At 64.0% G+C, this 21,185-nt stretch carries 21 protein-coding genes; 7 read left to right on the plus strand and 14 right to left on the minus strand.

Features of this window, described 5'->3' with window-relative positions; all coding sequences use genetic code 11:
- Nucleotides 1-4: 4 nt before the first annotated feature.
- Nucleotides 5-1,204, plus strand: coding sequence for an AI-2E family transporter (locus FJ957_RS25040; protein ID WP_140835484.1), 1,200 nt, complete (start codon nucleotides 5-7; stop codon nucleotides 1,202-1,204).
- On the opposite strand, the gene FJ957_RS25045 is transcribed toward FJ957_RS25040, so the two are convergent.
- The 4 genes from FJ957_RS25045 to FJ957_RS25060 form a co-directional block, all read right to left on the minus strand.
- Nucleotides 1,192-2,088, minus strand: coding sequence for a DMT family transporter (locus FJ957_RS25045; protein ID WP_140835485.1), 897 nt, complete (start codon nucleotides 2,086-2,088; stop codon nucleotides 1,192-1,194). The genes FJ957_RS25040 and FJ957_RS25045 overlap by 13 nt on opposite strands.
- Before the next feature lie 124 nt (nucleotides 2,089-2,212).
- On the minus strand, nucleotides 2,213-2,977 hold the full coding sequence (locus tag FJ957_RS25050) for an arginyltransferase (RefSeq protein WP_140835486.1): 765 nt from the start codon (nucleotides 2,975-2,977) through the stop codon (nucleotides 2,213-2,215).
- 149 nt (nucleotides 2,978-3,126) lie between these two features.
- The gene (locus FJ957_RS25055; protein ID WP_140835487.1) at nucleotides 3,127-3,597 is read right to left on the minus strand and encodes an RDD family protein; all 471 of its coding nucleotides are present in this window, start codon (nucleotides 3,595-3,597) and stop codon (nucleotides 3,127-3,129) included.
- 108 nt (nucleotides 3,598-3,705) lie between these two features.
- Entirely contained in the window at nucleotides 3,706-4,389 is a 684-nt protein-coding gene (locus tag FJ957_RS25060; RefSeq protein ID WP_246685958.1) for an isoprenylcysteine carboxylmethyltransferase family protein, read from the minus strand.
- 178 nt (nucleotides 4,390-4,567) lie between these two features.
- On the opposite strand from FJ957_RS25060, the gene sthA reads away from it, so the two are divergent.
- On the plus strand, nucleotides 4,568-5,956 hold the full coding sequence (sthA, locus tag FJ957_RS25065; RefSeq protein ID WP_140541258.1) for a Si-specific NAD(P)(+) transhydrogenase: 1,389 nt from the start codon (nucleotides 4,568-4,570) through the stop codon (nucleotides 5,954-5,956).
- Between the two features lie 37 nt (nucleotides 5,957-5,993).
- On the opposite strand, the gene FJ957_RS25070 is transcribed toward sthA, so the two are convergent.
- The 5 genes from FJ957_RS25070 to FJ957_RS25090 form a co-directional block, all read right to left on the minus strand.
- A complete protein-coding gene (locus tag FJ957_RS25070) occupies nucleotides 5,994-7,100 on the minus strand; it encodes a hypothetical protein (RefSeq protein WP_140835489.1) in 1,107 nt (368 codons plus the stop codon).
- Nucleotides 7,100-7,717 (minus strand): 5-bromo-4-chloroindolyl phosphate hydrolysis family protein, encoded by a 618-nt coding sequence (locus FJ957_RS25075; RefSeq protein WP_140835490.1) that lies wholly within the window; start codon nucleotides 7,715-7,717, stop codon nucleotides 7,100-7,102. Before FJ957_RS25075 ends, FJ957_RS25070 begins: the two co-directional genes overlap by 1 nt.
- 7 nt (nucleotides 7,718-7,724) lie before the next feature.
- The gene (locus tag FJ957_RS25080; RefSeq protein WP_140835491.1) at nucleotides 7,725-9,296 is read right to left on the minus strand and encodes a substrate-binding domain-containing protein; all 1,572 of its coding nucleotides are present in this window, start codon (nucleotides 9,294-9,296) and stop codon (nucleotides 7,725-7,727) included.
- Nucleotides 9,297-9,304: 8 nt separating this feature from the next.
- The gene (locus FJ957_RS25085; protein WP_140835492.1) at nucleotides 9,305-10,384 is read right to left on the minus strand and encodes a toxic anion resistance protein; all 1,080 of its coding nucleotides are present in this window, start codon (nucleotides 10,382-10,384) and stop codon (nucleotides 9,305-9,307) included.
- A 377-nt stretch (nucleotides 10,385-10,761) separates the two neighbouring features.
- Nucleotides 10,762-11,634: an alpha/beta hydrolase gene (locus FJ957_RS25090; RefSeq protein WP_348642570.1), complete on the minus strand. Its 873-nt coding sequence runs from the start codon at nucleotides 11,632-11,634 to the stop codon at nucleotides 10,762-10,764.
- Here FJ957_RS25090 and opgC point away from each other — a divergent pair.
- A complete protein-coding gene (gene opgC, locus FJ957_RS25095; RefSeq protein ID WP_140835493.1) occupies nucleotides 11,627-12,844 on the plus strand; it encodes an OpgC domain-containing protein in 1,218 nt (405 codons plus the stop codon). The genes FJ957_RS25090 and opgC overlap by 8 nt on opposite strands.
- A gap of 56 nt (nucleotides 12,845-12,900) precedes the next feature.
- Here opgC and FJ957_RS25100 read toward each other — a convergent pair whose 3' ends face one another.
- Entirely contained in the window at nucleotides 12,901-13,980 is a 1,080-nt protein-coding gene (locus tag FJ957_RS25100; protein WP_140835494.1) for a LacI family DNA-binding transcriptional regulator, read from the minus strand.
- A 376-nt stretch (nucleotides 13,981-14,356) separates the two neighbouring features.
- Here FJ957_RS25100 and FJ957_RS31925 point away from each other — a divergent pair, with 376 nt between their 5' ends.
- On the plus strand, nucleotides 14,357-14,494 hold the full coding sequence (locus tag FJ957_RS31925) for a hypothetical protein (RefSeq protein ID WP_181177507.1): 138 nt from the start codon (nucleotides 14,357-14,359) through the stop codon (nucleotides 14,492-14,494).
- An 18-nt stretch (nucleotides 14,495-14,512) separates the two neighbouring features.
- On the opposite strand, the gene FJ957_RS25105 is transcribed toward FJ957_RS31925, so the two are convergent.
- Both FJ957_RS25105 and FJ957_RS25110 read right to left on the minus strand, forming a co-directional pair.
- Nucleotides 14,513-14,887 (minus strand): DUF423 domain-containing protein, encoded by a 375-nt coding sequence (locus tag FJ957_RS25105; RefSeq protein WP_140835495.1) that lies wholly within the window; start codon nucleotides 14,885-14,887, stop codon nucleotides 14,513-14,515.
- Between the two features lie 38 nt (nucleotides 14,888-14,925).
- Complete coding sequence (locus tag FJ957_RS25110) at nucleotides 14,926-16,242, minus strand: MFS transporter (RefSeq protein WP_348642571.1); 1,317 nt, start codon at nucleotides 16,240-16,242, stop codon at nucleotides 14,926-14,928.
- Nucleotides 16,243-16,306: 64 nt separating this feature from the next.
- On the opposite strand from FJ957_RS25110, the gene FJ957_RS25115 reads away from it, so the two are divergent.
- Nucleotides 16,307-16,972, plus strand: a complete 666-nt coding sequence (locus FJ957_RS25115; protein WP_140835497.1) for a GntR family transcriptional regulator — start codon at nucleotides 16,307-16,309, stop codon at nucleotides 16,970-16,972.
- Nucleotides 16,973-17,088: 116 nt separating this feature from the next.
- Nucleotides 17,089-18,060: a glycosyl transferase family 90 gene (locus tag FJ957_RS25120; protein WP_140835498.1), complete on the plus strand. Its 972-nt coding sequence runs from the start codon at nucleotides 17,089-17,091 to the stop codon at nucleotides 18,058-18,060.
- On the opposite strand, the gene FJ957_RS25125 is transcribed toward FJ957_RS25120, so the two are convergent.
- A complete protein-coding gene (locus tag FJ957_RS25125) occupies nucleotides 18,057-19,100 on the minus strand; it encodes an aldo/keto reductase (RefSeq protein ID WP_140835499.1) in 1,044 nt (347 codons plus the stop codon). The genes FJ957_RS25120 and FJ957_RS25125 overlap by 4 nt on opposite strands.
- A gap of 261 nt (nucleotides 19,101-19,361) precedes the next feature.
- Between FJ957_RS25125 and ppk2 the strand changes: the two genes are divergently transcribed.
- Nucleotides 19,362-20,282, plus strand: coding sequence for a polyphosphate kinase 2 (gene ppk2 / locus FJ957_RS25130; protein ID WP_140835500.1), 921 nt, complete (start codon nucleotides 19,362-19,364; stop codon nucleotides 20,280-20,282).
- 243 nt (nucleotides 20,283-20,525) lie between these two features.
- Here the strand turns inward: ppk2 and FJ957_RS25135 are convergent, their stop codons facing one another.
- On the minus strand, nucleotides 20,526-21,170 hold the full coding sequence (locus FJ957_RS25135; RefSeq protein WP_140835501.1) for a dihydrofolate reductase family protein: 645 nt from the start codon (nucleotides 21,168-21,170) through the stop codon (nucleotides 20,526-20,528).
- Between the last annotated feature and the right edge of the window lie 15 nt (nucleotides 21,171-21,185).

Here is a 21,185-nt window from a genome sequence, read left to right on the forward strand (position 1 = left end):
ACGCTTGAAGCGGGCTGAGATCCAGAAACCGGGACAGCGCCTGTTCGGCCTGTCGACGCCGCTCAGGGCGGCCGTCATCCCGCCGCTGTCGGCGGCGCGCTGGCTCCTGGTGCTGATCGCCGCCGCCGGCGTCTATTTCTTCCACGGTTTCCTGTTCCCGGTGCTGGCCGCGCTCGTCATCGCCTTCGCCAGCTGGCCGCTCTACCGCCGGCTGCTCGTCGCCGTCGGTGGCAACCGCACCATCGGCGCGACCTTGGCCATACTTTTCATCCTCACCTTCCTGGTGGTGCCGATCGCGCTTGCCGGCACCTACGCCATCAACGAGCTGCGCGAGTGGGTGACCTGGGCGATCGAGACCAATCGGCACGGCGCGGTGACGCCCGGTTGGATCGCCACCATGCCGGTCGTCGGCGAGTGGCTGAACGAGCAATGGACGGGCTACCTCGGCCATCCCGGCGGCATCGGCGAGTTGATCCAGCTGATCAGCGGCTCCAACATCGGCAGCATCTATCGCGGCGCCTTGGCCGCCGGCGGCAGCGCCTTCGGCCTGGTGCTGACGCTTCTGTTCATGATGATCGCGCTGTTCTTCGCCTATCGCGACGGCGAGTCTTTCGCGGCCCAGGTCGATCGCCTTGGCGAACGCATCCTGCCGACGCGCTGGGAGCGTATCTCGCGCGTCGTGCCGGCAACCATTTCCTCGACGGTCACCGGCATGACCATCATCGCCATCGGCGAGGGCCTGGTGCTCGGCATCGCCTATTGGCTCGCCGGCGTACCGTCGCCGGTGACGCTCGGCGCGCTCACCGGCATCATGGCGCTGGTCCCGGGCGGTGCGCCGCTCTCCTTCACCCTGGTGTCGATCTACCTCGCCGCCAGCGGCAAGCTTTTCGCCGGCGCGGCCCTGTTCATCTGGGGCGCGGTCGAGCTCTTCATCGTCGACAAGACCTTGCGGCCCAAGCTCGTCGGCGGCCCGATCAAGCTGCCTTTCCTGCCGACCTTTTTCGGCCTGATCGGCGGCGTCAAGACGATGGGCTTCCTCGGCCTGTTCATCGGCCCGGTGCTGATGGCGTTGCTGGTTGCCATCTGGCGCGAATGGCTGCGCGAGGTCGAGATCATGGACGAGCTTCCGCCTGTCGCCGACGAGGCCGGCGCGCCGCCCCGGATCGAGGCGGCCGCCGAGCCAAGGAAGATTCAGGCTGGGTGATGCACCGCGAGGTCCGCACGGCGCTTGCGGCCCTCATGCAATTGCCAGAGCGAATGCGCGACCAGCGTTACGATCATGATGCCGCCGCCGATCAGGCTGTTGCGTGACGGTGTCTCGGCGAAGATCATCCACACCCAGACCGGCGCGAGGACCGTTTCCAAGAGATAGAACATCGCGACTTCCGCGCCCGAGATGTATTTCGGTCCGTTGGCGAGGCAGAAGAATGCGATCGGCATGACGACGCCGCCGTTCAGGATGATCCACCACGGCGCTTCGACTTGAAAGCCGCTCCTGGAGACCATGAACGCCGCCACCCCAAGAGGCAGGACCACGCCGATCAGCGCGGTAAAGCCCATGTCCTTGCCGCTGGCGCGCGAGATGGTGATGGCGCAGGCAATCAGGAAGGCCGAACACAATGCCATCAGGTCGCCGAATAAATATCCGGTGCCGACGGAATCGCTGACGATGATGGCGACGCCGACGATCATCAGCGCCATCGCGGCGAGGGTCAGCGGTCGCGGCCGCTCCTTCAGGAACAGCCACGACAGCAGCGCCGCGAAGACGGTGTTGAAGGCCAGAATGAAGACCAGATCGGCTGTCGATGTATGATAGACGGCTATCATGAAGGCGACCGCGCCGAGACCGTAAATCACGGCCACGACCAGCCCCGACCAGCCGGGTATGAGCTGCGGCGCATCCTTGCTGTACAAGCGCCAGACGGCCCACATGATCAGCGCCGCCGCCAAGGTGCAGCTGGTGCGCAGCAAAAGGATGGTCCAAGCTTCGCCATCCGCGAGCCGGATCAGCGGAATATCTATGCTCAGCACCAGCCCGCCGATGGCGGTGACGATGAGGCCTTTCTGGTGATCGGTGTGGGAAGACATGTGATCGTTCTCGAAATAAAGCGAGAGCAAGAGCCGGCGCGATTGCACACCTCGCACGCGAGGGCGAGCAAGACCGGCGTCTTCTCCCTTGAAACACTATAAGGGCAGGTTCGGGAAAACTGTTTTAGCGACTGACCGCTTCGTGGTCGTAGCGTTCCCAGCCTTTCGGGCCGAGATGCTCCTGCGGCATGAAGCGCATCTTATAATTCATCTTGCGCGAGCCGTTGACCCAGTAGCCGAGATAGACGTGGGGCAGACCCATCGCCTTGGCGCGAGCGATGTGATCGAGGATCATGAAAGTGCCGAGCGAGCGGTCCTCGAAGTCGGGATTGAAGTAGGAATAGACCATCGACAGGCCATCGGCCATCTTGTCGGTGAGTGCGACAGCTATCAGTTCGCCCTGGCCTTTGCCGGTGATGAAAGTGTCCGGGCCGCGCCGCCGGTATTCGATGATCTTGGTGTCGACATGCGTGTCTTCCACCATCATCGCATAGTCGAGCACAGTCATGTCCGACATGCCGCCACGGCGGTGGCGGGCGTCGAGATAGCCGCGGAAGAGCGAGTATTGCTCGGTCGAGGGCTGCGCGTCATGCATGGCGCCGACGAGGTCGGCATTGTGCTGGGCGACGCGGCGCATGTTGCGGCTTGGGCTGAATTCCTGTGCCAGGATGCGAACCGACACACAGGCGCGGCACGACTCGCAGGCCGGACGGTAGGCGATGTTCTGCGAGCGCCGGAAGCCGCCTTGCGTCAGCAGGTCGTTCATCTCCGGCGCCTTGTCGCCGACAAGGTGCGTGAACACCTTGCGCTCGAACTGTCCCTCCAGATAGGGGCACGGCGACGGCGCGGTCAGGAAGAACTGCGGCGACTGGGTTGGATGCTGCGTCATCTAATCTTGGAAACGCTCCTGCGAATCGCCCTACCTTTGGCCCGGTCGGCGAAAAATTCAACAGGATTGTGCGGCTGAGATGGCCTCGACCTGTTCATATTTAAGCACAGGCGGCGCGGCGGTCTGATCGACACGGCCGTGGAACGCCGTCAGATATCGGTGCGGGTGACCACCGTGCCGAGCAGCAGGTCGTGCAGCGTGCGCTTGCGGTCGGAGAACAACGTGACCAGGAGCACCAGAGGCGTCAGGATGACGTTGCCCGCCCAGAACAGCACCGAGTGAACCACGGCGGTCATGCCGTCGATGCGGCTGCCGTCGAGCTTCTCCAGGCGGATGCCCATGATCTTCATGCCGGTCGTCGCCTGGTCGCGGCTGCCCAGCGTGTTCCAGATGTAGAGAATGGCGACCATCGGCACCAGCACCGAAAACAACGCCCAGCCGAGGCCGAAAGTCAAAAGCCCGAGAATGGCGACCAGGATGGCGAAGGGAATGGTCAGCAGCGCGACGAAGAAATAGTCGAGCAGGAAGGCGAAGATGCGCCTTGTCCGCACCCCGCGATAGGCGCGAGTGTCCTCGAACCTGGTCGCGATGATCTCGCCGTCCAATGCGCGTGCGTTCATATCCGTTCCTCGATCGCGGCATCTGCTTGAGGATGCCTGCCGCCCTTTTCAAATGGTGAGGGCGGCCCGGAATTCAAGGAAGGTGCGCGCCGGCGGGCCGGCGCGATATCAGAAGATGCCGGGGCAGAGCCTGTAGCGAACCCGCCCGAGATAGTCGCGATACTCCTGCGTGAGCGCTAGGATGCGTTCTTCACGCAGGATGCGATGGACCTGGAACAGGGTGATGATCGCGTAGACGGTGAAATTGTAGATCGAGAAGCTCGACAGCAGGAACAGGATGTGCCCGGCCAGGTAGCCGGCATAGATCGGGTGCCGCACGAAGCGGTAGGCGCCGCCGGTGACGACGCCGCGATTGGCAGGCAGGATGGCGAAGGATCGGCCGAGCGACATCTTGCCCCAGATCACCAGCCACAGCGCCAGGAACTGCAGCGGCGCCGCGATATAGAGCGGGATGATCGCGGTTCCGTCCTGGAGCGATACGAAACCCGAGCCGAAACCGGCCGTCAGCGAGATGAATACCGTGAAAGGGCTCCAGTCGCGGACAATCGGTCGCCGCGCCAGCAGCAGCCAGGTAAAGGTCAGAATGTCGGAGATCATGAGCAGCAGGATGTTCAGCCGGCCCGGATCGATGACGAGGTGACGCGCACCGCGATAGACGAAGACCGCGGCGACCGCCAACGCGATGAAACGGAACAGGCCTTCACGAAGGTCGGTGAGGGTCTCGCTGCTTCGCAGCCCGGACCAAAAACCGGTCTCCGCGCCAGGCAACGCATCGCCTTTGGAAATCGCCAACTCTGTTACCCCGGTGGTCCCCTCGGCAAGGACCATTGCACGTAAGCCTTGCCGTCCAGTTAAGGATTCGCCTGCTTTCGGCTGCATTGGCGGATTCGCTGCCGGGGGAATGGTGTTGCCTGTTGAACATGACATTCTTCCCGGTCTAGCTTGCTGCGGCGCACAAAGGGGACGGGACATGGACTACGACATGCTGGTCATCGGCAGCGGCCCTTCGGGGCGCCGCGCCGCGGTGCAATCGGCCAAGCTCGGCAAGTCGGTGCTGGTGGTCGACAGGGGGCGGCGCCTGGGCGGCGTCTCGGTGCATACCGGCACCATCCCGTCGAAGACGCTGCGCGAAACGGTGCTCAACCTCTCGGGCTGGCGCGAACGCGGCTTCTACGGGCGTGGCTACCGGGTCAAGCAGGACATTTCGATCTCAGATCTGGTCGACCGGCTGCACAAGACGCTCGACCATGAGGTCGAGGTGCTGCAGCATCAGTTCATGCGCAACACGGTGAAGAGCGCGCGCGCCGCCGTGAAGTTCCTCACGCCGAACAAGGTCAGCCTGACCGCCGACAATGGGGATTACAGCGAAGTTGGCTTCGCCAACGCGCTGATCGCCGTCGGCACCAGGCCGCACCGGCCGGCCGACGTGCCGTTCGACAAAAAGCGCGTCTTCGACAGCGACGAGATGCTGGAACTCCACCATCTGCCGCGCACGCTGACTGTGATCGGCGCCGGCGTCATCGGCGTCGAATACGCCACCATCTTTTCCGCGCTCGACGTGCCGGTGACACTGGTCGAGCCGCGCAACACCATCCTCGACTTCATCGATCGCGAGATCGTCGACGACTTCATTCACCAGATGCGCGACCGCGGCATGACCATCCGCCTCGGCAGCACGGTGAAGGAGATCGCCTCGAAACCCGACCATGCCGAAGTGACGCTGGCCGACGGTCGCACCATCCGCTCCGAGATGGTGCTCTACGCAGCCGGCCGCACAGGCAATGTCGCCAGCCTCGGCCTCGACACGGTCGGCATCGAGGCCGACGCCCGCGGCCGCATCAAGGTCGATCCGCATACCTTCCAGACCACGGTTTCAAATATCTACGCGTCCGGCGACGTCATCGGCTTCCCGAGCCTGGCTTCGACGTCGATGGAGCAGGGCCGGGTGGCGGCTTGCCACGCCTTCGGGGTCCACCTGCCGCCGCCGCCGGAGAGCTTTCCCTATGGCATCTACGCCGTGCCGGAAATTTCCACGGTCGGCCTGTCGGAAGAACAGGTGCGCGACAGCGGCGCAGCCTACGAGGTCGGCCTGGCGCGCTTCCGCGAGACCTCGCGCGGCCACATCATGGGCGTCTCAAGCGGCTTCCTGAAGCTGTTGTTCTCTGTCGAGACGCGCCGCCTGCTCGGCGCCCATATCGTCGGCGAGGGCGCTACCGAACTCATCCATATCGGCCAGGCGGTGATCAACCTCGGCGGCACGGTCGACTTCTTCGTCAACAACACCTTCAATTACCCGACGCTGGCCGAAGCCTACAAGATCGCCGGCCTGGACGCCTGGAACCGGATGGGGCAGGGGTGAGGGGTTCGGCGCTGCGGAATATGGCCAGGTTGGCCGGCTAGCCTTCCATCTGCGACAGCAGCGAAAGCATCACGTCGGCCGAAGGCATCGGCAGCACCGCCTCGATCTCGGCCGGCCGCACGCCGGCGATGGCGTCTGCATCGCCCGCCACGGTACCGAGCGGCCCGCGAAATCCGTGCTTCGACCAGGCGAGTTGCTGCAGCTTCGGGCTGGCCAGCGCTTCGAGCAGCGGATCGACCGCCGGATCGATGACGATCAGCGGATGCGCCGAATAGACCGTGGGGCGCGGATAAAGGATTTCCGGCTTGGCGCCGGCGCCGGCCTGTACGCGCTGCCAGCGCCCCGGATCGGCAAGCGCCCATTCCACCAACTGGTTCTCGTAGCCCACCACCATCGGCTCGGCGCCAAGCCCTCCGGCGATATACTGGTCGAACAGCTTGCCCGACGAGGACGATTTCAGGCCCATGCCGCGGAAGACCGACTTCGCCTCCTCGCCATGCCGGGCAAGCAGTTCCTGTGTCGCCACGTCGCCGCTCATCAGGCTGAGCACGAGCCCTGCGAACATGAAGCCGGAATTGGAGCGGTTGGGATCGGTGGAGACGATGCGGGCGCGGCCGTAGAGTTCGGAAATGCCGAGATCCGACCAGTTCTTGCCGGCCAGGATGGCATCGAGCAGCGCCTTGAGGTCGAGCTGGTTGTAGCCGCCCTTGGCGGCGACGGTGACCAAGCCGCTCTTCTTCAAGCCTTCGACCACCGGGCCCCAGGTGTAGACGACGATCGGCGAGTTGAGCACGACCTGATCGTTGCGGATCGAGACGCCGCTCTTGCGGGCGAGGTCGACCATGATCGACGAGGACGGCCACAGGAATTGCGGCTTCTGCGTCAAGAGCGCCGGCTCGCGCACCATCTCGACCGAACCGGCGACACGGGCGTCGAGCTCCAGCCCGTAGCCGCCCAGCGCGCCGACCACATCGGGGTCGGCCAGGAAAGCCTGCTTCTCGCCGCCGATGAAGCCGAACAGATGCGCGCGGTTGCCAAGATAACCGCGGAACTCCGGCCGGTCCTTGAGCGTCAGGTAGCCGCCCGTTCCGGCCGCGGCGGCGGCAAGCAGTCCCAGTCCGAAAGCGCGGCGAGAAAGGGCCATCAGCGACCGATATCCTCTTTCAGCGACTCCTGGATGAGTCGAAGGTCAACGTCGAGCGTGCCGAGTTCGGAGTCGGCCAGGCTGTCGGAATAATGCACGAAGGCGTCCTGCAGCTTGGTGATGACCGTGCCGACATTCCCGAGCCGTTGCTGGCTCGGCGCCCGCCGGTTGGCCAGCGTCGCATAGCCTTCCGCCACTTCCGCCGCCTGCGGCACGTAGTAGGTGAGGAAGCGCCGCACCGAGGGTGCGCTTTCCGGCTTGGCCTCGACCTTGGAGATCACGTCGGCGGCGATATCCGACAGGTTCTTCACCTTGGCCTTCATGTCCTTGTCGGCAATCGAGCTTGCGGCCGCAGCGAGGCGATCGGCGGCCGGCTGCGCCTGCGCCAGGAGTTCGCGGGCAAACGCGACGCGGCTGCCGCTCAGCGTGCTGAGGTCGAGCCCCTCGAACAGCGCGCGCGGCGCCAGCACGAAGATCAGCCCGGCAAAGACCAGCACCGAAATCGCCGCTGAGATCAGGAAGGGAAAATGGGTCAGCGTGCTTAGACCGACCAGCAGCGCGGCCGACACGAGGCCCGCCACGATCCAGTTCCAGTCATTGCCGAACAAGCCGCGCATCGTCCGCCTAGTTATAGCCGCGCGCGGCGCGGAAGGCGCCGGCCAGATCGCCGCCGCCGTCGAAGACCCGCGCCGAGGTCGCCTTGGCGAGGCTGTCGAGCTGGGCCTTGTCGGCATCGCCGAAGGTGATGCCGAACACCGGCACGCGCACCGGCGCCTGGCGCCATTGGGCAAGGAACGGCTCGGCGCTGCCGTCGGTGCGGCCGTCCGTCATGATGACGATGGCCGGCAGGTATTTCGACAGGTCGGCGGTCGCGGTGATCTTCTGCAGCGCCTGCTGGGCGCAGGCATACATGTCCGTACCGCCGCCGGCATGCTGCTGCGCCACGTCGCCGAGCAGCTGGTTCTGGCCCGCCGGATCGCCGGTCGCGTCGAAAATGTCGCGCACTGTGCTGTCGAAAGGCAACACGAAGATGTGGTCGGACGGCGTCCATTGCACCAGCACTTCGCTCGACTTTTCCGGCGTGAACAGGAACTGCGCGGCCTGCTGCAACTGCGTTTCGCCCTCGTTCTCCATGGAACCCGAAAAGTCGAAGCAGAGCGCCGTCAATGACGGTTTGCGCAGCGCCTGCTGGTAGAGATCAAGCGCCTTGCGGATCACCGCGGGTTCCGGCATGCGGATCGACGTCACCAGCTTGCCCGGATCGAAATTCCAGTCGGGCTCGGCCGTCGCCTGGACCGCGGCGCCGCCGAGCGGCAGTCGCCGGCCGGTGCCGGCGATGCGCTTGCGCACCGTGTCCGACTGCAGATAGGCGAGCAGGTCGGTGAAGAACTTTTCGACATCGGCGCCGCGCCTGTGATCGATGAAGCCGAGCGGGGAATCGCCGACCGCGACGCCATCGGCCGGATAGACCGCGTAGAGCGGCTCGTCGCCCATCTGCTTCAGCCTGTCGTTGGTCTCTTTCAGCGTCGCCTCGTAATTCCACATCGCGTCATAGAGCGTGCCCTTGCGCGCGGAATCGACATAGAGATCGGCCAGCCAGCCTGAAGACCCGGAAGAGCGCTCGACGCCCTGCAACAGGGCGCCGACCGTGTCGTGCACGGACGGGTTGTCGAGGTCGCCGGGCTGGATCACCTCCTTGCCGCCGAGCGCGCTGGAGAGCATCGCCAGATAGGCGCTGGCGCCGGAGTTGGACTGCGTGGCCGAGGTCATCAGGAATTTGAGCTTGCCGTCCTTCACCGCGGCAAGGATGTCCTTCATGTAGACTTGCCTGCCGATCCAGCCGAGTTCGGCGGCTTTGGATTTGCGCACGCCCAGGATGACCGGCATCTGCGCGATCGAGGTGAGGTTGCGTACCTTGCGGCCGGTATCGAACAGGTCGACCCAGACGCTCGATGCCGGCCAGACCGCGTCCTGATCGAGCCCGCTGGCCTTCTGCAAGCCGAGGCCGATGTCGAGCGAGCCTTGGTAGGAGATGGTGCAGGTCGCGCCCTGCTTGGCGCAGAACTCCTGCACGATCGGCTCCAGCACCGTGTTCTCGGAACCGGAGACGATCGAGAATTTGACGTTGCTCGAATTGCAGGCCGCCAGCAGCAGCGCGGCCGCCAACGCCAGAACGGACGAAAGCTTCATTGGCATCGAGGCCCTCAGCCCTGGATGAGCGCTTTCTTGAGGTCGGCGGTCATCTGGTCCATCTGCTTTTCGGCGTCGGCTCGCTTCTGCCGGCCTTGCTCCTGCACCTTGAGCACGCCTTGCACCGTGTCGATCAGGTCGCGGTTAGCCTGCGCAAGCGTCTCGACATCGACGATGCCGCGCTGCGCTTGCTCCTCGATGGAGATGGCCTGGTCCTTCATCATCTTCGATGTCTGGCGGATCATCTCGTTGGTGGCGTCTGTCACTGTCTTTTGCAGGTCCAGCGCCGACTTCTGGTTGGTCAGCCCAAGCAGGATGACCATCTTCTGCTTCCAGGCCGGCACGGTCAGCGCCGAGGTGGCCTGCAGGTTTTCGATCAGCGTCTCGTCGCCCGACTGCACGATGCGGATTTGCGGCAATTGCTGGATGCCGAGCTGGCGCGCCTGCACCAGGTAGAAAATGCGCTTTTCCAGCCGGTCGAGCGCCTGCACGGCGTCCTGATAGGTCTGCGCTTCCAGCGCTCCGGCGGAATCGCTGGCCTTGGCGTCGGCCGCCGCCTTCAGCTTCGGTAGTTCGTCGGCGCGGTATTCGTCGACGAATTTCTTGCCAGCCTGCACATAGGCGTCGAGATTGAGGATGGAGTCCTTGGTCTGCTCATGCAGGTCGTCGAGCACGGCGATGTCGCGGCGCAGCGTATCCTTGTGGCGGTCGAGCTCCAGGCCGATACGGTCGATCTGCCCGGCGACGTCCTCGTACTTCTCCTTGAAGCGCTCGAGCCGTGCCTTGAACGAGGAGAACAAATTGCTCAAGAACCCTTCTTCCTTAAGCGAAGCCGGATCGAGGTTCTTGGCCTTCATGATGATGTCGGTGAGCAACGTGCCGGTGTCGCCGAGATCGCGGTTGCGGATCTGCGACAGGACCTTGTCGGCATAGTCGCTGACCGCTTGCTGGGCGCGGTCGCCGAAGACCGAAATCGCAGCGCGGTCGCGAATATCGATGCCGCCTTCGATCCTGGCGACCTCGCCCGGGCTGGCGGCAATGGCGGGCAACTTCGAAGTGTCGTCGAGCAGAGTGATGCTGTTCTCGTCGGCCATTGAGACCTCCCCCTGAGTGAACAGTATCACGATAGACAGTATGTGACAGACATATGACAGCAGAGCGTTATGCCGCTTTGAATTGTGGAATGCCTTACCCTGTCAACTCGTGCCGGCACGAGGTGCCGGTGCCCGCGTTGCCGCAGGCGAACGGGCCGCTGTGAGTAGCGGCAGGCAGAGCAGATAAAGGGCTGCGCCAGCGATCAAAACCAGACCGGGAAAGAAACTCCGTGTGTGGAAAATAGAGCGTTGCGATGACGAGTGGGCCGACTACCGAGACGAGGCCCGTTACCGGGCGGGGTGGCCACGAGGCGCTGTTCGAGAACGGGGCCTCAACCTGTTGATCACCGGCGCGGAAGCCCGCCTCGCCCGCGCGGTCAGGCGACTGGCGTAGGCGCCGCCAGCCATTGTCGCACGATCGCGGCGTCCGCATCGCCGAATTCATGGCCCGCGGCGACGATGCGCGCGTCGACCTCGGCGCCGCGCTCGCTGAACAGCGTCACCAATGTGGGCGCGAACGGTCCGTAGGTCTGGTCGGCGGCGCCGGCGACGATCAGCACCCGTGTGCCGCTAAGATCTGACGTTGGAGGATTGTCGAGCACCGGCATCGCCCTCAACAGCGCCGCCTGCTTGACCAGGCCGGGATGGAGCAGCATCAAGCTGGAGACGACATTGGCGCCGTTCGAATAGCCAAGGAAGGTCGCGCGTTGCAGGTGGAGCCCATGTTGCCGCGCGGCTTCCGTCGTGAACTGGGCATAGGCAGCCGTCTCGGCATGGATGCTGGCCTGCTCGAAACTGGTCGGCGTGATTCGCTCGAACCAGCGAAATCCGTCCTCCTGCCGAATGCGGCCGCGCGCCGCGACGATCACCGAACGCGGCGCGATCTGCATCGCCAGCGGCAGCATCGTCGTCTCGTCCACGCCTGACCCGTGCAGCACGAAGAGGCAGTCGCCGCTGGCGTTTGCCGGCTTCAGCAGACGGTAGGGAAATGTCAGATCCTCGCGCAGGATGCTGTTTTCGTCGCTATATTCGGACACGCTCATATCCACTTGATTCCATGAGAGATTCGTTGATTTGCCGGCTTCAAAACGGAATATTTTCGCGCTCCGCGAAAGTTGATTGAACCAGGCGCAATTCAGGCCGTTTTTCCGCCGATACACTCCCCATGGGAGGAAATCGAAGCGGTGCGCCCCGGGGGTCGCATTGCTGGCTATGAACAACCAGCTTTGAGGCCTTTTGTCGATGACCACCCCTGTTTCCAACGATCGCGAGAAGCGTATCAACGACCGCGACAAGCGTATCGTCGAGCGCGATACGCGCATTGACGTGCTGCGCGCGCTCGCGTTGCTCACCATTTTCGTCGACCATGTGCCTGGCACGGTCTTCGAGAACTGGACCTATAAGAATTTCGGCTTTTCCGACGCGGCGGAGGCCTTCGTGCTGATTTCCGGCATCTCGGTGGCGCTGGCTTATGGCACGAAGTTCAAGCCGGGCGGCCGATTGCTCGCGACCTTGAAGATGTGGCGGCGCGCCGGCGTGCTCTACATCTCCCACATCGTCATCACGATGGTGGTGATCGCGCTGTTTTGCGCCGCCGCGCTGTTCGCGCACCGGCCGGAAATGCTGACGATGATCAACATCGAACCCTTGATGAAGAACACGCCGCAGGTGCTGCTCGGCATCGTCACCCTCGGCCACCAACTCGGCTACAACAACATCCTGCCGGTCTATGGGGCGCTGCTTCTGGCGGCACCTGCTTTCGTGCTGTTCGTCAGCTATCGGCCCGTGCCGGCGCTGATCGCGTCCGGCCTGCTGTGGCTCGTCGCCGGCATCTGGCAGGTCGCGCCGCCGAACTATCCGGAGCCGGGCCTTTGGTTCCTCAACCCGCTGTCCTGGCAGTTCCTGTTCAACATCGGCCTTGCCGCCATGCTGCATGTGAAGCGCGGCGGGCGGATCCCGGTCAATCCGTGGCTGCTTGGAGCCGCCGGCATCTATGTGATCGGAGCGGCGATCTGGGTGCACAGCCCGCTCTGGGGGCAGATCACCTGGTTCGACCTGCCGGTGGTGATCGGCGGCTTCGACAAGACCTTCCTGTCGCTGCCGCGGCTGCTGCACATCCTGTCGGTCAGCTACCTGATCGTGGCGCTGCCGGCTATCTCGAACCTGTTCCGCGTCCGGCCCGACAATCCGCTGGCGATCCTGGGCAAGCGCTCGCTGCCGGTGTTCATCGCCGGCACGCTGCTTGCCATGGCGGCGCAGGTGCTGAAGCTGATCAATCCGGGCGGCCCGGCCTACGACACGCTGCTGATCGCTGCAGGCATCGCCGTGCAACTCGCGCTTGCACTCTACCTCGAATGGCTTGCGAGCCTCAGCCCCTCCCGCGCCAAGCCGATGCGCGAGGAGCCTGCGCGGGCGACGTTCGGCGTGCAGCCGCTGCCGGCGAGGGCGGGCGGCTACTGACCGCAGCGCAAGGAAAGTGCCGGGTGGTCTATCCGCGCGGAATTACCTGAACCCGCTCAGGCTTTCGGTGCCGGACCGGTCGAGCCTCTGACGACGAACTCGACGCCCATCGTCTCGCGCCGCACCGCGCCGTCATGGTCGAGGATCATGCGCGCGGCGCGGCGGCCGATCTCGATGATCGGCTGGGCGATCGTCGTCAGCGGCGGCGTGGCCAGCGCGCCGTCCGGCACGCCGTCAAAGCCGACAATGGAGACATCGCCGGGAACATTGAGGCCGCGTGCCCTCAGCCAGTCGATGGCGATCAGGGCCATGCGATCCGACATAGCCAGGATGGCGGTCGGCGGCTCCCCCTTGGCAAAGATCGCCTCGAGGCCGGTCCTGGTGCTTTTTTCTTCGTTCTCGGTCTCATAGACCGGAATTTTCGCCGTATCGATGCCGAAGCGGGAAAGCTCCTCGAAGTAACCGGCAAGGCGATCGCGCGTTCCGGTGTAGACTGCGCTGCGCACCGCTTCCGGCGTCGCGAAGCCGGTGCGGTTGTCGGCAAAGCCGAGCGACAGGACGGCGAAGCGGCGATGGCCAAGCTCGGCGAGATGGCGGGCGGCAAGCCTTGCGCCTGCGACATTGTCGACGCCGATGGCCGACACGGTCTCGTCCTGGAAGCCGAGCTCCAGCGCAACGAAGGGCAGCCTGCGCTCGCGCGTCAGGTCGACAAGGCGCGAGCCGCCTTCGATGCAGAACAGCACAAAACCGTCGACAAGCGCGCTCTGGATGTTCCAGGCGAGCTTTTCCTGGTTGGCTGCCGAGACCAGCGCGATGCCCGCGCCGGTGGCGTCGCAGGCTTCGGAAATGCCGGCCATCATGACGCGGGCGAAGGGATCGTCGAAAAAGTAGGAAAGGGGCTCGGTGGTGGCGACGCCGATGGCGTTGACCTTGCCGGCGCGCAGCAGGCGGCCTTTCGGGTCCGGGCCGGCATAGCCCATCTGCTCCGCGACCGCCTTCACCCGTTCCCGCACTTCGGCGCGCACGATCTCGGGGCGGCTGAAAACATTCGAGGCCGTGCCATGCGAGACGCCGGCGGCCTTGGCGATGTCGGCCAACCTGATCGGTCTTGCCTGGCCTTCGAGGAGTGATGCCATGTCCTTCTCCGAATCCGGTCAACGCGACGAACATGACCGCTGAATTGTCGCCGGTCATCTAACATTTTTGTTGGATCGATTCAAATTCGATTGACGTCGGGCAAATAAGGCCTATGATTTGAATCGATCCAAATTTCCGCTTCATGGTGGAGTGGATTTCGACAGGAGGGTGCCGTGCATCCGGTGGGCTATTTGTTCGAGGACATCTACCGCAACGATTGGGGCATCGCCTCGGTCATCGTCAGCGAGAAGCGGCGCGGCAGGTCGAGTCCATGGAGGCGCGCCCGCGCTTTCTCGTGGAGCGCAAGCGCGGCTGAGCCACAGCGACTTTCAGCGTCGATAGATTGGATCGGTTCAATTCCAAGGAGAAATGGTTATGCATCCGATTGGTCATCTGTTTCAGGACATCTACCGCAACTATTGGGGCATCACGCCCGGAACCGAGCAGCCTGAACGGCGCCGCGTCGGCGAGTCGCCTGCACGCCAGCGCAAGCGGCGTTTCGGCCAAAGATAGGTCAGGCCAAGGACCAGGTCAGGGTCGCGGACGCCACAGCGCCGAGACGGCGATCGCCACCCAGCCGGCGATCAGAAGGGTGCCGCCGATGGGCGCCGACATCGGGAACAGCCGCGAGCCGAGAAAGTCGCGGGCGAGCAGATCGCCGCAGAACAGAAGCAGGCCCGCGAGCAGGACGAGGCTGGCGATCCTGAGGCAGCGGTTGCCGCCGGCAAGGCCGATGGCGAGGAACACCGGCGCATGCATCAGCAGGAAATTGGCCGCCGTGCCGGTGAAAGCGCCGCCGCGATGCGCGGCCGCCGCCGACAGCGCCACGCCGGCCGCGCCGACGAGGCCGGCTGCCAGCACGAGGACGCGGCTCCCGCCGCCTGATGCTTGGCCCGTAAGGCTCATCTTGGATGCTCCATGCTGCGCTTGGGCGGTGCGCCGGTTCAGGACTCGCCGGCTTCAAGCAGCATATGCCGTGCCCGCCGCGACTGGACAATCCAGTTGTAGGCAGCACCCAGCGCCATCAGCACCGATGTACCCAGAAACACCGAGCGCATGCCGAAATGCCCACCGACGAAACCGCCGGAAAGTGGTCCCGCGACCTGGCCGACATATTGCGCCGAGATCGCCAGGCCAAGCACATTGCCGCCGATCCCGTCAGGGATGTTGTGGCGGATGACGCTTGTGATGCAGGGCAACAGGCCGCCCAGTGCCAGGCCCATCAGGAAGCGCAGGCCGATCAACTGCCAGCCATTGGTGACGAAGGCCTGCGGAATGAGCAGCAAGGCCGAGACGGCAAGCGCGCCGACCACGACGTTCCAGTGGCCGACGCGATCGGCGAGTTTTCCCAACCAGGATGAGGACAGGATGGTGCCGAGCGCCGCCGCCGACATGACGACGCCAGCGACCATGGTCACCTTGCTCTGGTCCTCGACGAGCTGTTGCACATAAACGGTGATGATCGGCTCGATCGACATGGTGGCGAAAGCGAGCAGCATGCCGGTGGTCAGCATGGCGACGATCGGCCGCTTGTCGGGGATCTGCGACCAGCCGCTTTTCGGCTTCGCCATCGAGGCGGGCCTGGGCGCCGGCGGGTTCTCCTTGATCAGGAAAGTCGTCGCCAGGAAGGCCAGGAAGATGACGGCGCCGGACAGCAGGAAGGTCGCGCGGATGCCGATCAGCGGCGGCAGCAGACCGCCTAGCAGCGGTCCGACCAGCGAGCCCGCCGTGATGCCCGCCGCCAGCACGCCCAGCGCCCGGCCCGAGCGCTCCTTCGGCGTCTGCATCGCCACCAGGATCGTCGAACCAGACGAATAGCCGCCGGCAAAACCGATCAGCAGCCGGAGCAGCACCAGCTGCCACACACTCTCAACCATCCCGGTCAGCGACATGCAGATCGCCATGCCGAACGAAGCGCGCACCAGCATCAGCTTGCGGCCGTAGCGGTCGCCCAGCCGTCCCCACAATGGCGCGACCAGCGCGGCCGCGAAGAAGGTCGCGCCATAGGCGATGCCCGACCACTGCACGATCGCCGCGTGGCCTTCGGCGCCGAGCTGCTCGACATAGAGCGGCAGGAACGGCAGCAGCAGCGTCATGGCAATAAGCGTGCTGAACGAGCCGGCGAAGCAGACGGCAAGGTTGCGCCGCCAATGGATGTTGTAGCCGCTCTGTTCGGATTCGTTCGGCGTCGTCATGTCATGCGTGCCAATGCTGGGGTTGTTACGGATACCAATTTGGGATACCAAGCTGGTATCCGTCATGGACCTGACGCTCGCCGCTGTCAATGCGGGGGCTGTCAATGCGGCTTTGGAAAGCGGGACGACAATGTCGCAGATGCAAAATGTCGAACGGCAGCTTCGCGAGATGATCCTCGGTTTGGAGATCGGCCCGGGCGAGCGGCTGACCGAGCGCTGGATCGAGAGCCGGTTCGGCGCTTCGCGAACGCCGGTGCGGGCGGCGCTGCTGCGCCTGGAAACGGAAGGGCTGATCGGCCGCGACGGTCGCGGCTGGACGGTCGCGCCGATCAACCTCGCGGAACTCGGGCAGATCGCCGTCTACCGCGAGGCGGTCGAGGTCGCGGCCGTCCGCCTGACGGCGGTGCTCGAAGACCGCGGTGGGGTCGAGGTGATCGCGGCGATGCTTGAGTCCTGCGATGCCGAGACGCCGCGCGAGGAGTGGCATCGGGTCGGAATGGATTTCCACATCGAGATGGCAAGGCTTTCCGGCAATGAGTTTCTGCTCAGGGCCGTTCGCGACGCGATGACCAGGCTGTCGCGGGCGCGCTGGCTGGAGGTGCGCGATGAAAAGGCGCTCGGCCGTGCCTGGGCCGAACATCATGCCATCCTCGCCGCCCTCAGGAGCGGCGATGCCGAGGCAGCGGCGCGGCTGCTTTCCGCTCACATCGCAGGCAGCCGCGATCGGCTGGTCACCTCATTGCATGACGACCGGCGTGGCCTGCGCGCCAGAGGGTTCGCCGTCGTCGCAGCGTAAGGTTCTCGTGGGGCCATTCGCATTAGCAGGCTTGCAACATGGCCGGGAGAATGCTGTAGGAGACAAGGGGGATGAAGGCTGACTACCATTGACCATCTTGCTGAACTCGCGGACGCATGGCTTCACTCTCTCGAACCGCCGCAAAGCTGTTCTACTACGCGCGCAATTTTGCGCGCGACCGCGCACCGCAGTCCCTGTTCCGCGACCGCCTGGCCAGCCGGGTTGAGCAGGCCAGGCTTTCGGGCAAGACGGTTCGCGAGCGACTGACCTATTACAACAAGCTGGAACACTCGTTCGCGCCAAGCCTCGACGCCGTGGCCATCGGCAAGCTGCCGTCCGCTTCCAGCATGTATTATTACGACCTCAAGGAATTCGCCCGCTATTTCGATCCCGGCCTGCGGATCGATTTCGAATTCGGCGACGTCATCGGCGTTCCGGAGGTTCCGAGGATCGTCAAGGACCGGCCCATCGGCGACGACAATGCGAACGGCGTGCTGATGAAGCTGAACAAGTTCCGCCACTTCTACATGCCGCCCGACAACCTGTCTTTTGCAGACAAGCGCCCGATGGTGGTCTGGCGCGGTCATCTCAACAATCCTATCCGCACCCGCTTCGTCGAAATGGCCGCCAACCTGCCGATTTGCGATGCGGGCTCCCACAGGGCCGACGCGCCGGACGGATACCGCAAGCCGTTCCTGAACATCGAGCAGCAGCGACAGTATCGCTACATCGTCTCGCTCGAAGGCAATGATGTCGCGACAAACCTGAAATGGATCATGAGCTCCAATTCGCTCTGCCTGATGCCGGAGCCGACCTACGAAACCTGGTTCGCGGAAGCCCAGGTCGAGCCCAATGTCCACTACGTGCCTCTGCGGCAGGATTTTTCCGACCTGGTCGACAAGGTGGCCTATTTCGAAAAACACCCCGCCGAGGCTGGGCGGATAACCGCCGCCGCCAACGCCTATTGCCGCAAATTCGGCAATGAACAGGACGAGCAGGCGATCTCGCTGCTCGTCCTCTACAAATATTTCGTGCTGAGCGGGCAGATAAAGCCCGACGCGGAAGTCTGGCGCTTCATCGCCGGTTAGGCATGGGAGCGGTCGAACACCCGGTCGGCCGGCCCGAAACGGTCCCTGGCGGTGAACTGCTGGTGCCAGTAAGGATAAAGCACCGGCGGCCGGCTGACGACGTCGAGGCGCTGCCGCTCCTCCTCGGTGAGCGAAAGGCTGGCCGCGGCGAGGTTGTCCTTGAGTTGGGCCTCGTTGCGGGCGCCGATCACCAGCGAACTCACGGCCGGGCGGCCAAGCAGCCAGGCAAGCGCGACCTGCGCCCCTGAGACGCCGCGCGCTTTGCCGATCTCGTTGAGCACGTCGACGATGCGCCACAGGCGGTCCTCGTCGCGGATCGGCGGCTCCGTCCAGCCGCCGACCTGGCGCGCGGTCGGGCTGTCGCGATGGTATTTGCCGGAGAGCAGGCCGCCCGCCAGCGGGCTCCAGACCAGCACGCCCAGGCCCTGGTCGACCGAGATCGGCAGCAATTCATATTCGGCCTCGCGCGCTTCCAGCGTGTAGTGGATCTGCTGGGTGACGAAACGGGCCTGATGGCGGCTGTCGCTGACGGCAAGAGCCTTCATCACCTGCCAGCCCGAATAATTGGAGCAGCCGATATAGCGGATCTTGCCCTGGTTGACCAAGGTGTCGAGCGCCGCGATCGTCTCCTCCAGCGGCGTGAGCCCGTCCCACTGGTGGACGAAGTAGATGTCGATGACGTCGGTCCTGAGCCGCTTCAGGCTCTTCTCGCATTCGCGGATCAGATGGTGGCGCGACAGGCCTTCGTCATTAGGGCCGGTGCCGATGCGCATGCGCGCCTTCGAGGCGATCAGCACGTCGTTCTTGCGCTTGCCGCCAAGCGCCTCGCCGATGATCTCTTCCGACAATCCGTTGGAATAGACGTTGGCGGTATCGATGAGGTTGATGCCGGCATCGATGCAGGTGTCGATGATGCGTTTGGCTTCCGAAAGGTCCGAATTGCCCACGGCGGCGAACGGACCGGCGCCGCCGAAGGTCATGGTGCCAAGCGTCAATGTCGAGATTTTCAAGCCCGATCGGCCCAGCGTGCGGTATTCCATGTCGGTCCTCGCAATTTGTTTGAAGAAGCGCCGTGGAGGGCGCCGGAAGAGGCGAGGGGATTTGTAGGACAATTCCCGCCGCTTGTCGTCCCGCTATCGACACGGATCGATCACATATCTTCGATATCGATGCCTGCTTCCGGTCGATTGCAATAAAACCGTCATTGCGCCTCTGTATCTCAGTCGGCTTATGGAGTTGCGTTCGCGGTCACGGCCGGTACGCATATGGGGCGAAGATGGCTGGCAGGCAGGAGCTGCGCGATGAACGAACTCAAAACAAATTCCGGGGCGAAGGACTGGCTCGAAGCCGAACTCGAGGACACGCTTGACGAGGACTATGAGCTTGAGCTTTCCGAGCCGGCGCTCTCGCTCGAGATCGCCAAGATCTACAAGAAGTCGCATCCGCCCTCCATGGAGCGCATGACCTATTTCCGCGAGCTGCTCAGGCTGCAGTCGGAATTGATCAAGCTGCAGTCCTGGGTCGCCTACCACAAGAAGAAGCTGGTGGTGGTCTTCGAAGGCCGCGATTCCGCCGGCAAGGGCGGCGTCATCAAGCGCATCACGCAGCGGCTCAACCCGCGCATCGCCCGCGTCGTGGCGCTGCCGGCACCGACCGAGCGCGAGAAATCGCAATGGTATTTCCAGCGCTACGTGCCGCATCTCCCCGCGGGCGGCGAGATCGTGCTGTTCGACCGCTCCTGGTACAACCGCTCCGGCGTCGAGCGGGTGATGGGCTTTGCCAATGGGGACCAAGTCGAGGAATTCTTCAACGACGTGCCGGAATTCGAGCGTATGCTGGTCCGTTCCGGCATCACGCTCGTCAAATACTGGTTCTCGATCACCGATGAGGAACAGCAGATGCGCTTCCTGATGCGCATCCACGATCCGATGAAGCAGTGGAAGCTGTCGCCAATGGACCTGCAGTCGCGCGTGCGCTGGGAGCAGTATACCAAGGCCAAGGAAGAGACCTTCGCACGCACCAACATTCCCGAAGCCCCCTGGTTCATCGTCGAGGGCAACGACAAGAAGCGCGCCCGGCTGAACTGCATCGACCATCTGTTGCAGCAGATGCCGTATGAGGAGGTTCCGCACGAGGACATCTCGCTGCCCGACCGCGTCTTCAACCCGTCCTACGAGCGCCAGGTGCTGCCGCGCGAGCTCTACGTGCCTGAGAAGTATTGAGGTCTTTTCCTTCTCCCCTTTTCACGGGGAGGTGAGGAGTGGTCCGCGCAGCGGGCGAAAAGCCAATTGCTTGGCTTTTCGAACGACGAACGCCCGAAGGGCGGATGAGCGGCAGCGCCGGTCGGCGATTGAGCGCCAATTCGCTGCCGTTGCGAGCTAGCCGCTAATCTCAAAGGTCGCGCCGCCCCTCATTGCCCCGCCGGGCATTTCTCCCCGTATGGTGAAGGGGAGAAAGAGCTGTACTTACGCCCGCCCGATCATCACATGCGTCGCATCGGCAGTGGCCACCTGGCCGGTGCAGCGGTATCCCAGCTTCAGTATGTCGAGGTCGGCGAAGAGGTGCTCGCCGGAGCCGAGCAGCACAGGCGAAATCGCCAGATGCATCTCGTCGATGAGCTTCTCTTGCAGATACTGCCGAACGGTCGAGACGCCGCCGCCGACGCGCACGTCCTTGCCGCCGGCGGTTGCCTTCGCCTGTTCGAGCGCTGAGTGGATGCCGTCGGTGATGAAATAGAAAATCGTGCCGCCTTCCATCTCGATCGCCGCGCGCTTGTGATGCGTCAAAATAAAGGTCGGAACATGATAGGGCGGGTTGTCGCCCCACCAGCCTTTCCAGTTATCGTCCGGCCATTCGCCGCGGCTCGGCGCGAACATGTTGCGGCCGAGGATCCAGGCGCCGACGTTCTCAAAACCGCGCACGGCAAACTCGTCATCGGTATCCGTCGTCCCGCCTTCCTTGCCGATCATCTGGTGGAAGGAGCGGGTCTTGATCATCCATTTGTGCAGATTTTCGCCGCCGACGCCGAGCGGGCTGGCGAGGCTCTGGTCGGGACCTGCGCCGTAGCCGTCGAGCGAGAGCGTAAAGCAATTAACACGGAGCTTGGACACGGTTTTCTCCCGATC

It is taken from the genome of Mesorhizobium sp. B2-4-6, from assembly GCF_006442775.1.
GTDB lineage: Bacteria > Pseudomonadota > Alphaproteobacteria > Rhizobiales > Rhizobiaceae > Mesorhizobium.